This is a genomic window from Bacillus sp. P4_D3 (assembly GCF_056401855.1).
This window is the reverse complement of sequence record NZ_JBFUIN010000077.1, coordinates 1-12,284: the sequence shown is the minus strand read 5'-3', so window position 1 is coordinate 12,284 and position 12,284 is coordinate 1. Positions and strand designations below refer to the sequence as shown.

Annotated in this window: 9 protein-coding genes and 2 pseudogenes; 5 read left to right on the top strand and 6 right to left on the bottom strand. The window is 31.7% G+C overall.

Translation table 11 applies throughout. The features are described from left to right. Positions 1 to 205: 205 nt before the first annotated feature. Positions 206 to 418: an alpha/beta-type small acid-soluble spore protein gene (locus AC1DTM_RS11645; protein WP_002114666.1), complete on the bottom strand. Its 213-nt coding sequence runs from the start codon at positions 416 to 418 to the stop codon at positions 206 to 208. A gap of 228 nt (positions 419 to 646) precedes the next feature. Then, positions 647 to 1,210: a spore coat protein gene (locus tag AC1DTM_RS11640; RefSeq protein WP_088099767.1), complete on the bottom strand. Its 564-nt coding sequence runs from the start codon at positions 1,208 to 1,210 to the stop codon at positions 647 to 649. A 130-nt stretch (positions 1,211 to 1,340) separates the two neighbouring features. Between AC1DTM_RS11640 and ku the strand changes: the two are divergent. Next, a pseudogene (ku, locus tag AC1DTM_RS11635) lies at positions 1,341 to 1,963 on the top strand (non-homologous end joining protein Ku); the annotation flags it as partial. A gap of 712 nt (positions 1,964 to 2,675) precedes the next feature. Here ku and AC1DTM_RS11630 read toward each other — a convergent pair. Both AC1DTM_RS11630 and AC1DTM_RS11625 read right to left on the bottom strand, forming a co-directional pair. Then, positions 2,676 to 2,768: pseudogene (locus AC1DTM_RS11630) on the bottom strand (helix-turn-helix domain-containing protein); the annotation flags it as partial. A 304-nt stretch (positions 2,769 to 3,072) separates the two neighbouring features. Then, entirely contained in the window at positions 3,073 to 6,186 is a 3,114-nt protein-coding gene (locus AC1DTM_RS11625) for an immunoglobulin-like domain-containing protein (RefSeq protein WP_088099766.1), read from the bottom strand. Positions 6,187 to 7,327: 1,141 nt separating this feature from the next. On the opposite strand from AC1DTM_RS11625, the gene AC1DTM_RS11620 reads away from it, so the two are divergent. Next, positions 7,328 to 7,789, top strand: a complete 462-nt coding sequence (locus tag AC1DTM_RS11620) for a hypothetical protein (protein WP_088099765.1) — start codon at positions 7,328 to 7,330, stop codon at positions 7,787 to 7,789. Between the two features lie 433 nt (positions 7,790 to 8,222). Here the strand turns inward: AC1DTM_RS11620 and hfq are convergent, their stop codons facing one another. Both hfq and AC1DTM_RS11610 read right to left on the bottom strand, forming a co-directional pair. Next, the gene (hfq, locus tag AC1DTM_RS11615) at positions 8,223 to 8,411 is read right to left on the bottom strand and encodes an RNA chaperone Hfq (RefSeq protein WP_002162117.1); all 189 of its coding nucleotides are present in this window, start codon (positions 8,409 to 8,411) and stop codon (positions 8,223 to 8,225) included. A gap of 527 nt (positions 8,412 to 8,938) precedes the next feature. Beyond that, positions 8,939 to 9,691, bottom strand: a complete 753-nt coding sequence (locus AC1DTM_RS11610; RefSeq protein ID WP_088099764.1) for a YhfM domain-containing protein — start codon at positions 9,689 to 9,691, stop codon at positions 8,939 to 8,941. 397 nt (positions 9,692 to 10,088) lie between these two features. Here AC1DTM_RS11610 and AC1DTM_RS11605 point away from each other — a divergent pair, with 397 nt between their 5' ends. The 3 genes from AC1DTM_RS11605 (at position 10,089) to AC1DTM_RS11595 (ending at position 11,884) form a co-directional block, all read left to right on the top strand. Beyond that, positions 10,089 to 10,499, top strand: coding sequence for a DUF1878 family protein (locus tag AC1DTM_RS11605; RefSeq protein WP_088099787.1), 411 nt, complete (start codon positions 10,089 to 10,091; stop codon positions 10,497 to 10,499). 217 nt (positions 10,500 to 10,716) lie between these two features. Further along, entirely contained in the window at positions 10,717 to 10,848 is a 132-nt protein-coding gene (locus AC1DTM_RS11600; protein WP_477000245.1) for a hypothetical protein, read from the top strand. A 49-nt stretch (positions 10,849 to 10,897) separates the two neighbouring features. After that, positions 10,898 to 11,884, top strand: a complete 987-nt coding sequence (locus tag AC1DTM_RS11595) for a tyrosine-type recombinase/integrase (RefSeq protein ID WP_088099786.1) — start codon at positions 10,898 to 10,900, stop codon at positions 11,882 to 11,884. Positions 11,885 to 12,284: the final 400 nt, after the last annotated feature.

Genomic DNA, 12,284 nt, shown 5'->3' with positions numbered 1-12,284 from the left:
GTGTAACAGTATCTGAAATGCTCTATCGTTCCATAAAAATAATTCCCTCCCCCTTTGATTCTTTTTATCAGTGAATCTAGGCTTATTTACGGAAATTTATGAGAATTTTCTAGAGGATAATATTTTTAGTAACTTTACATACTAGAGATTATAATGAAAAAGGAGAGACGATGTGTCTCTCCTTTTTATCCATGCATATTTAAAGTTAGCGATTAACGCCACCGCCAAGTTGTTGTTCAGCCATTGCTACTAGACGTTTTGTGATTTCACCACCAACAGAACCGTTTGAACGAGCTGTTGCGTCTGCACCAAGTTGTACACCAAATTCTTGAGCGATTTCATATTTCATTTGATCGATTGCATTCTCTGCACCGTGAACTAATAGTTCATTACGACTTCCGCTATTATTGTTTGCCATATTGTATCACCTCCTATAATTTTAATATGCTACGAATCATGGAAAAATAGTTATTCCTTTTTATGGAAATATAAACCCGCTTTAATTATGTATAAATATTGAATCTCTTCTTAAAAGACGATTAAAAAATAGAGCTGAAAAGAGTAAGAATAATTAATCTGTTCAGCTTTATCTAGTACAATCTAATTAATATATATTTTTAAAATTTGCAGCTTACTATTTCTTATATTATTGTAATGGTTGATTAACAGGCTGATAAATACTTGCTATAGCTTTTATTTCAGATTCTGGTGCTGGAGATAGAGGATAGTAACCCTTTTTCACCATGTATTGCCAAATATCATATGCATGTCTACTACTATTTAAAAAAGCTTTTTCTAAAAAAGACCTCAAATTTGGATTTGCACACTCTAATACAGCCCCAGCATAATTTAGTGCAGCCGATTTTTGATTTAAGAGATATCCCGTAGCAATTGCTCGATCGTTCGGAGGTGCTCCATTTATACTAGGTGCAACAGGAGGATATTGTTCAATAGGTGCTTTTAAATAAGAAACCAATACTGGATTTAACTTAGAGGGCTGAAAACGCTCAATATCGGGCGTACTCTGGCTTTGGACAAATTCTACTTTTAAATTATAGTCTTCCACATGGAGCGGAAAATGTTGCTGTAATAATTGTTTTAATTCTAAATCTTGTGCTTGCTGAATGTATGTACTCATCGTATTAATTGTATTGTAACAACCAGCAATTAATTCACTTAAATCACGTAACTCATGTGTAGCTAATTGCATTTTTGAACCCTCCTTTTCAAAGTTTTTTTAGTCTCTCCCAAAATATAAAAAATATAAGAAATGCATATGAATTTTCTTATTACTCATACTAAAATTATTCATTTTCTATTTATGAAAGGAGAAGTTTCAAATGCACACAGTATGGAAAGGCTCTCTTTCACTTGGATTATTAAACATTGGTATTAGGCTATATAGTGMTGTAGAAGAAAAAGATATTAAATTTTTAAGTCTTCATAGGGAATGTCTTGCTCCCATTAAATATAAAAAGATTGCTCCTGATTGTACGGATACTGAAGTAAGCGATGAAGACGTTGTAAAAGCTTATGAATACGCGCCTCATAAATATATAATTGTAGAGGAAAAAGAATTAGACACACTACAAAAAAACATGAACCTCGATTAATTTGCCTTTCATCCTTTATCCAAAATGATGAAATTGATGAAATTTTTTTCGATCGTTCTTATTTTATGGTTCCTACCGTTGGTAATGAAAAGACATATTTGTTATGAAAAGAAGCTTTGGACCGAACAAATAAACTTAGTCTTATTTATATTACTATCCGTAAGAAACAACATCTAGCTATTATTCGTAGCTTTCAAGAAGGCCTTATTTTACAGACTATTCATTATCCTGATGAGATTCGTAATATAAAAAACATGCCCGGTCTTCCAAAGAATGAAGAGCACCCGATTCACAAACAAGAATTAACTACAGCAATAAAGGATATGTACAAAACTTTCATTCATTATTTAAAAAGTTAAAGATTTGGCAGACAATACTTTAGATTGTCTGCCTGTGGGTTTCATGAGCTTGATTGGAAAACTAATTGTTTTCCAAGAGTGAAGCCGCTAGTTCAACCGGCTTAGAAATAGTTTGTGTAAAGATTATAAAAATATGTAAAAAAAAGAAAAATCATCATTCACAAATAAAGCAGAGCACTATATAAAAGTGCTCTGCTTTAAATAAGCGCTGTAAGTATAAACATTCTATAAGTTAATATGTTTGATTGATTGTAATGTGAAAACATAAGACAAAATCTTTTTAATGTTAATAATAACTAACGAAAAGAAATTGGAGTTTACTTATTGTTATATAAGACACATAAAATTGGTTGTTTTTTGGCTTGTTTGAAATGCTTTTAATGAAAAGAGCCCTAAGGAGATAGGGGCTCTTTAGGGCTCGCCTAATCGGATAAACTGATTAGGAGGAATATAAATATTTTAACATATAGATGACTCATCTGAAGGTAACAAAAAGATAACAAATGAAAATGTATATGGCAATGAAGATTTTCACTGTAAAAAAACGGATCAAAAACAGAAATTTGCATCAAAGAGTTAATTGAAGAAGGTGTGGCGAGATTATCCTTGTTTGAAAAGAAAATGAAGATTTTAGATTTTTCTTTGACCTTTAAAGCATAGATAATCGAAGGAAAAAAAATTATATACTCATGATTTCTGGCTATACAAACCGACTGCAACCAATCGTTTTAGCAATTACTATTTCTTGTTTCTTATTTGGATAGATACGAAATTTATATGCTTTATTTACTAACATAGGTTGCACCTCGCTTTGTTATAGGACATCTACAGTATACAAAAAAAACGTAGGCTTACACCTACCGGCATTCATCTCCCACCTACCGTTGGGCTAACGCCCTTCACACGCTTGAGGAAGGAGTATTCTGTCAGGAAACCATAAATTGTACCCCTGTTATCTCTCTATTTTTCCACTTTGGATAAATTTCTTCCATTTTAATGAAATAGCTCATATTTACCAAGATTCCTTTCCCACCTGAAATTGATAAAAAGACATCTTCATTATTTGAAGATGTCTTTTTATTCGCTGCACTGAGTCACAATTATTTTAGTACCTTTTTAAATTTGCGACCAAAAGTAAGTACCATACCTGCAAGAACCATCAATATGCCCAATGCTGCACTGTTATTTGTACTTGCACCCGTTTTTGGAAGCTCTTTATATGTATCTTCTTTTTTATCAGAAGTACTATTGATTGAGATATTACTGTTACCAGTATCAGAGCCATTGCTGTTGTTAGTACCAGTACTGCCATTATCAGCACCATTACCATTGTTGGTATTGTTATTACCATTGTCTTTATCTTTCACAACCACTTTTTGTATTGTAGTTACCTCATTACCACCGGAGTCACGAACAAGGAATTTTACTTCGTAAGTACCAGTTTTAGATGTATCTACTTCACCAAATTGTATTACTTTATCAGTAATATCGCCATCTTCTTTATCAATAGCTTTAACCCCAGACATTGGATCGAATTTATCTCCAACTGTTACTGTAGTTTCTGAAGGTACAGTTAACTCAGGCCCTTGAATTTCAACAGGTTTTTCTTTTTCTTTTTCTTTAACTGTTACAGTTTGTGTTTGAGTTGCCAAATGACCTGCAGAATCTTTAACTGTGTAAGTTAAAACATACGTACCCGGTTTAGTAGTATCTACTTTACCGTCAACTGTTACTTTAGAAGTAAGATCTCCGTCTTCTTTATCAGTAGCAGACACTCCTGACATTGGGTCGAATTGATCACCTACATTCATTGTTGCTCCAACAGGTACTGTTAATTTCGGTTCCATATCTGGAGTTTCTCCACTTTCTTCTACAATTACAGTCTGTGTAGCTGTTGCATTAACCCCTTTAGAATCGACAACCGAATACTCTACAATGTATTTACCCGGTTTAGTAGTATCTACATTACCTTTATATTTGACTTTGCTTGTTAAATTGCCATCTTCTTTATCGGTAGCAGACACTCCTGACATTGGGTCAAACGTATCTCCTACATGGAACGTAGTTGTAAATGGTACTTTTAACACCGGAGCTTGGTCTTCCGAAGGTTTTTCTGCCGCTTTAACAATTACAGTACGTAATTTAATTACTCGATGACCTTTAGAATCCTCTACAACATACTTGATTTTGTAAGTACCCTCTTTATCAGTACCTTGGTCTCCGCTATATGTTACTTTAGAAGTGATATCACCATCTTCTTTATCGATAGCTTTAACTCCACTCATTGGGTCGAATTGATCACCAACTGTTAATACTGTTTCCTCCGGTACTGTTAACTCTGGCTCTTTGTCTTCAGCAGGTTTTTCTTTAACTGTTATAGTTTGTCTTTGAGTTGCCAAATGACCTGCAGAATCTTTAACTGTGTATGTAATCGTGTAAGTGCCAGGTGTATTTGTATCTACATGACCTTCATATTTTACTTCCGACGTAATGTCACCATCTTCTTTATCCGTAGCACTTACATCTTTCATTGTTTCGAATTTATCTCCTTCAGTAATTGTCGTTTCTGAAGATACTTTTAGTACTGGCGCTTCATCTTTTGTTTCTTCTTTCTCTTTAACCGTTACCGTTTGTTTCGCAGTTACTTTATGACCTTTAGAGTCTTTAACTGTGTAAGTTAAAACATACGTTCCCGGTTTAGTAGTATCTACTTTACCGTCAACTGTTACTTTAGAAGTAAGATCTCCGTCTTCTTTATCCGTAGCAGACACTCCTAACATTGGGTCGAATTGATCACCTACATTCATTGTTGCTCCAACAGGTACTGTTAATTTCGGTTCCATATCTGGAGTTTCTCCGTTTTCTTCTACAATTACAGGTTTAGAATCAGTTGCTTCCCAAATAGGAGCGGCTAAAAGTGGGTAATTCAACTCTTCTATTTTTTGTCTTGTTTCTGACGATGCCATAAGCCCCCATTTATCAAAGAACGGAAGTAAATTTTGTTTTGCAACCTTGGATGTATTGTAAATAAATGCTTGCATTTTCTCGTCACTCGTTTGAGGAAGCTCTTCTTTCGGGATTGCACGGTATAATTGATGTAATTTCGGATAAAATTCTTCTCCAAAAGCTAAGTCTAATTGCCAAAACATTGCTACTTTCACAAAAACATCATTAATTTTATTATAATCTTTTTCGGATTGAGGCTTATTTAAATAAGTAAACGCTTTGTCATATGTTCCGCCTTCTAATCTCGATTTATTTCCAAAAGCCCTTTGTACGGACAGACTATAAATATTTGTAGTAACTTCTGATAATCCATCCCACATCCACGGAAGTTGTTGCCTTTGATGTCCCATTTCATGCCAAGGGCCCCATCCATTTTCAGTGAAGTCTTTTACGTTTAGTACATGTTGAATCGCATCTCCCACATATGCTGTTCTACCAGGATACGCATACATATAATAATCAGAGCGATTATCTTCTACAAAGTGCACATAATGCTTGTCCGCTTCTGCTTCAGACAAACCAGAAACTCGGTCTTGAATTTTGATAGCTTCATCTAATTTTTGTAAGAGTTGTACAGGATCTGTGTTAGAGCCTATTAAATATTTTTTCACTCTCGCAGGACTTGCGGTTATGAGTGAACGTTCCCCTTTTAGTTCTACCGCATGGGCATCAGGATATTTATTTAGCATGTCTACTAAATCTTGTTGCGTATGTTTTCCTAACTCAAACAGAGGGGTAGTTGTTCCGCCTGTTTTTATCTCCGCTTTTACTGTTCCACTTTGCCCAGGATTATAAAAATAAATCATTCCGCCATTTGGGGATTCAATTGTATTTTCTCCTGGTTTTAAAGTGAACGACTTTATGAGCGAATCTTCATTCCATGCACCATCGTATGAGTATGTTCCTATATAAGCTCGAATAGTCTGTGTTCCTTCTACTTGAATGGTTATTTTTTCATTGGGACTTGCATATAGTCCAGTTGGTTCATATGTACTAAATCTAAACCATCGTCGATCCATATCTCTAATTTTCTCTGCATCACCCTTGCCTGGGACATAAAAAACGTGTTCAGTCGTTACTTGTTGTTCCTCAGCTGCAACTTTTGTGATTCCTGTTATTCCTCCTATAAATGGAGAAGCAAGTACGTTTACAGCTATCAATGTTTTGATGGCTATTCCTTGCTGTCTTTTTTTCGTATCTTTTTTCATTTTGCATCACAATCCTTTCTGTAGTTTTACAAGTTTAATAGTTCAATACATATTAATAAGTTTTATATAAACATTTTCACATTAGTGAAATATAAGATATAAGTATAAATTGAGTAATCGGCCAGGGCCTCTTCATGCTTGGTACAAGCTGAAAACAAAGAGAGAAGGTGAGTGCAGGTCACCTTTTGTTCTGAGTGGTAGGGATTTGTATACCCAAAAAACAATTACCCTTAATCATAAAGAAAATTCTGAAAAATATTCTTCTACAAAGTTTTTCTATGGTCTATTTTCCATTCTTTTTTGTCACTTTGAGTTTAACATCCACTATATAATATGACAATTAAAATATGACATTTTTCGTTAAATATCGACAAAAAATTCCTTCGTTACATCTTTTGATTGGATGAAGAAATAAACAAATATAGTAATTCTTTTAAGTATCGTATGTGAGTTAATTGGTTTTGATGGGCATGTGATGTGACCCCGCATCCATCAACTTAAGAAAAGTAAACACCCCCAAGACGAAAAAATGAGCTGACTTCTTAAAATAACTAACTGGAGAGAATTTTTTTAAATTTAGGGGGTAATTCAAAATCTTAGCTTGATGGCGATGTGGTGATACCCTATTTTTACTTATAAAGTCTTACAAAACTGTCACCTTTATGTAAGGATATTAGATAGTTTAACTATTATTTCAATGTGATAATAAAAATATAAGAAATACATAAAAAATATATTATACAGAGGTAACCATACGATGATTGTTAAACTAGCATTTATACTTTTTGGAGTAGTCTTAGTATTATGGGGTATATATAGTACGAAAACATATGAATCATTTTTAGACAAACTCACTGGAATAGGACAGTTATTAGGCGGAATTACATGCATAATTGCTGGGATTTTATCCTTTATAATTAAATAATTTATAAAGGAGTAGCAATTGGTTACAATTTCTCTTAAAGTGAATGTAAACTTTTGAATATAAATTTACATTCATCAAAATAATTAATCTTATTCAAAACTGTAAATACTAAAAGACAAACAAAGAAAATCTATTTGTAATAAAAAGCCTAGCAAAACCGCATTATATATATTAAAATATCTTTATATTGTCAATGTGTGGAATGAGAGGCTTTTAATGAATAAGAAAAAAATAGGTTTATTAATTTTAGTAATCATTATTCTTTGGTTTGTATTTCCTCTTTCACCTTATTTAGCAGATTTAAATCATACAGAACAAAAGTTATATGATAAATTACAAAAATCCCAAGATATTTATACACTAAAAGAGCAAAAACCTAAAACAATAGTAAGATTATATCTACATTCAATACAAGAAAAAAATTATGAAATAACTTATCTTTTCTATAAAAATGATGAAAAAATGACTGAGGAAAAGAAACAATTTTTAAAAGAAGCACCTGAATTTCATAAAACAATTCTATCATCTTTTAGATTTGCAAGATCATCTGTAGTAATAAACAAAGATTACAAGGATTCCGCAGCTATTAATATGCCCCCATGGATAGGTACCAACATTCAATTCCATATGTATAAAAAAAATGGAACATGGTTTATATACGACGTTCCTTTTCAATAATTAAATAATATATCTTGTTAATTTATCAAAAAGAATGCTGGAATCCCAGGATTCTTTTTATATTTATGAAAGTAAACTTTTAAATAAAAGTTTACTTTMGTTTTTTAAATCATTTATAGCTGATTTTGTAATAAATTTCTCAATATAGATGTAACTTCCATTTATGGTTTTAATATTAAAAATTAACAAAAAATATAATACAATATAAATAAGATAGTTTTTTCCGTTTTTCTCCTTGTGTTAAAGATAGGATCGTGTTCGCCGGTCTTATCTTTTTATTTGTAGATTTTTGGCACAAAAAAAAGGAATCCTTATAATAAGGATTCTGCAACCGGAAATAACAAAAATATAAATAATAAAAAGAATTACTTATATTATAGTGTATATTTTAATAATATAATATCGAGAAATATTTACATAAATCCAGTATGTATTACGTAGCAATTGTAGAAATGGCTTGTTTATAGACCAGTTGTTGCTTACCATGAACCATCACAAGGACAGTAAATTTATCCATTGCAATGATCTGCCCAGGTATGCGAACACCACTCTTTAAAACTATAGTGACTTCGCTTTTTTTCTCTTTCAATTGTTCATACATATCTTCTTGTAAAGTGTGCATATCGTTCCCTCCCTTTTTATAATCGTATCATACTTTAATTGAAATGCTGTTTCTTATATGTATTTCGCAACAACTGTATCCAAAGGGTACAGTTCATGCCACAAGTACGTAATCAAAGGTCTGAATGTTGGGGTTCCGCCGAGATTTATTTCATTTATCAAGGTTTACTTTAGTAAATAAAAAGGATAGTTAGTCATTTATAATGGACTAATTATCCTTTTATTATTTTTTCCTTTCCTTTCCTATAATTCTACAGAAAGGATAACGTCTTTTTTGTTTTATGGATAGTGCAAAACCTTAGCTTGATAGCGATGGGGCGGGACCTCACAATTAAAAAATAATTGTAGACTGAAAATATGCTTTCTGTACCTGAAGAAGAATGTGTTGGAAGAGATGGCTGGCGGATTTGGAAGACTGCAACGTATAAGAAAACCGCCTGTGAGGGCGGTCAATTTTTTAAATAGTAATGGAGTTCATGTAATCATCTGAAAAATGCCTCTTAACGCAGCGCATTAAAATGTGTCATTTTAATTTAACACTTTAATAATAGCATCTACATATATTTTATCGATTTCATGTCCTTGGTTTGTTTGTTCTGAATCCATAATTATTCCTTGTGATTTTTCTTTGTCAATCCACAAATAGTATGTTTGAGTTGTTCCACTTAAAAAGTGAATATTTACTTTGTAATTTGACTTTTGCGTATTAAATGTATTTGAAGGTGTATCAAAGTTTGTAGTTTGGATAGCATTCACGAAAGCTCCAACATCAAATTGCTCTACGAATGTGTAGGTCTTATCCCCTTCAACTTTTATAAATTCAATTGATTTATTGTTTATGGAGTTTACTCCTTCACCGTCCTGCGCTGTATAATGAAGTACAATACCATCTTCTGACTGGGCACAATCTCTTAGCATATATGCCACACCATGTGTTTCTTGAGGGGTAACGAACTTCTTACAAATATCCTTTCTATAGTCGTTTTTGTACTTGTAAGTAAAAGTAAATTTCTCATCTTGATAAGTTACATTGTTTAAACTCGGTACTTTTGCCTCCTCATCAATGAAATAATCTTTAATTTGTATTTCGTCATTTTTCTTATTTTTTACATTTTGAGAAAACGTTTCAAATCGCTCTAGATTTCTAGATTTTTCTTTATGTATGTGTAAAACAATATCATTTTTGTTTGCTTCAGTGTATGTCTCTTCACTGCCATTAATACATACAATCAAAGCAGTAATTGATAAGCATAATGCTCCAACAATTAATGTTTTTTTCAAATTAAGTTCCTCCCTAAAATATATTATAAATTTAATTATAACAATGATTGACTATAATTTCTAAAAAGCTTAGCGCTTCGAATAGGTTAAGTTTAGAACACACATCTCTATATCATGTGATGAATTTTAATGTTTATGAATGTTTCTGATGAATATTAGTCCTTCTAGTAGGGACTGAATTTATGCCGTATATTTTATAATTGGGGTACAGCCGCATGCCCATCAAGCTAAGATTTTTAATTACCCCCATAACGAAAAATTTATGCATCGTTGACTACTGATAATGATAGGTTATGTTAATTAAAATTGTATGGGTGATATGTCATAAGTATTTGTATTTCAAKTTATATATTGTCATGATAACATGGTTAATTTAGGGAAATAAAGGAGGAAGAACATGGATTTAATCAAAGAAGTGACTTTATTAAGATATCAATTTAGACTTATGCAAAGTATGATTCAGTCAGATGAATTCCCATTTTATAGATTTGCTATAGATTATGAATTTGAAGAAGAACAAGTAAAGGCTTTAACAAAAATTTTAATTGCATTTCATGATCGATTAACTAGAGAAGAAGTTTCGATTTTTGCCCAAAATGATCATTTATTTTCTAAATTTAAACTTCCTTTAGATATGCTATACAGCTCACAAAGGCCTAATTTAGATGAGTTTAAACTATATATTACTAAGATTTTTTATCAAGAATTTGAATTGAAATACTTGTTATTAAATTTAAAAAAACAATGTATTTTTGTGAATGTCTGTGATTATCTTTTAGAGCAATTACAAATTAATAATAACGTATGATTATGTAAAAAAAGAGTCCCTTCAGATATTCTAAAGGGACTTTAATAGGATTCTAGAAAGATTGAGTGCTGATAAGTGGTGTTATGGTAACTTTATGTGTACAAATATATACATTGTATACCTGTTTTAGTTTCGGTTTTTCCTTTATATGGATTAATGATGTATTAATATAAGTTTATTAAAGTTACAAAAAAGAGAGTACGGTGGTTAAATGTCATTGGGAAAGTTAATTGGTAGAGGTAATACAGCTGAAGTATTTGAATTAAGTGATAAGGAAGTATTAAAGCTGTTTTATGAAAAAGTGCAACATGACAAGTCCTACATTTTACAGAGTGGTAAAAAGATATGAACAGAGAAAATAAGTCAAACACTATATTTTAGAATAGGTGGTTAAAAACATGTCTACTACAATTCTAGAAATAACAACGCAACACTTTACTGATTACTTACTACAAAAAGGAAGAAAACCTTCAACAATCAAAAGATATACGTATGATGTAGAACATTTTTTATCCTGGTTAGAAAATACTGATCGGACCATTGATGAAGATATATGGGAATCTCTAAACAAAAGAGACTTTAAAGATTTTTTTCATTACCTAAAAGAAGAACGTCACTATTCAGATAAAACTATACACCGTATTTATATTGCTTTGAATCGACTTTACGAGTCATTGGATTTACCTAGTCCGATAGAAAGTGTAATACAAATAGATCAACCAGACCGTTCATTAAGAGATAAAGATTTTATATCTTCTAAAGAAGAAAAGCGTTTAAAAAAAGTCGTTTCTTCTTTAGATGGGCTAACTGAAAAACAGAAAGCTACACGTCCAATGCTATTAGAACGTAATCTTTCTATTATCATATTACTTTTAGATTACGGGTTATCTTTACATGAAGTAGTCTCATTAAAAATGGAGCATATTCACTTCAAAGCAAATACTTTAGATATTCCTGAAGACTCAAAAATCAATCGTACCATTCATCTAAAAGAAGAAGACAAATTACATTTATACGATTACTTTAAAGAAATTCCTGTGCCTGTTCGTCCTAAGTACCACACCAATGACCCATTATTTGTTGCATTTGATTCTACTCGTGGTACATATCATTGGAGTTATGATGAAGATGCACCAAAATATTTAACCGAAATCTCTGTTCAAAAAATGATTCGTTTAGAAGTAAAACGTGCTAATCTTCGAAAGGGGCTTTCTGCACAACATTTTCGAAATACTTTTATTTTAAGAATGATCCAACAGAAAAATACCTCTGAACAAATCATGCAACAAATCGGGTTTAAATCTCACTTGTCTTTGAAAAGATATTACGAATACTACAAACAGTTAAATGAAATTACTAAAGAAAAGAAGCCTCTTAATATGTAATTTATATATATCTATAGTTTTATATTTGTTTTAAGGATTATCGGAGGAATTACAATGAGCAAGAATGAAAAATCATATTACGTACATGAGTATACACTACGAGATAAGACTACTAAATCTATTTAAATTGAACCCTAGCGTTCATTTAAAGAAGAAATGCATGTCCTAGGAATTAAGGACAGTGACATCTTTCAAATTCAAATTATAGAAATAGATCCGAACAAAAAGTAACATAGCGCTATATGTAGCTTTGAAATAAAGTCTGATTAAAACTCACATATAATCCTTTAATTGAAAAGGAATAAAACAGTTCATTTTTTTGCCACCGTTATAACTTTCTTTTAAATGGTACATCTTTTTTATAAACGGTACGACTTTATTTCAAATCCACAGTTATGGG

What these genes read in the sequence shown, in the direction of transcription:
- AC1DTM_RS11645 (WP_002114666.1), bottom strand. Translation starts at nt 418, where the DNA reads ATGGCAAACAATAATAGCGGAAGTCGTAATGAACTATTAGTTCACGGT.
- AC1DTM_RS11640 (WP_088099767.1), bottom strand. Translation starts at nt 1,210, where the DNA reads ATGCAATTAGCTACACATGAGTTACGTGATTTAAGTGAATTAATTGCT.
- AC1DTM_RS11625 (WP_088099766.1), bottom strand. Translation starts at nt 6,186, where the DNA reads ATGAAAAAAGATACGAAAAAAAGACAGCAAGGAATAGCCATCAAAACA.
- AC1DTM_RS11620 (WP_088099765.1), top strand. Translation starts at nt 7,328, where the DNA reads ATGAATAAGAAAAAAATAGGTTTATTAATTTTAGTAATCATTATTCTT.
- hfq (WP_002162117.1), bottom strand. Translation starts at nt 8,411, where the DNA reads ATGCACACTTTACAAGAAGATATGTATGAACAATTGAAAGAGAAAAAA.
- AC1DTM_RS11605 (WP_088099787.1), top strand. Translation starts at nt 10,089, where the DNA reads ATGGATTTAATCAAAGAAGTGACTTTATTAAGATATCAATTTAGACTT.
- AC1DTM_RS11595 (WP_088099786.1), top strand. Translation starts at nt 10,898, where the DNA reads ATGTCTACTACAATTCTAGAAATAACAACGCAACACTTTACTGATTAC.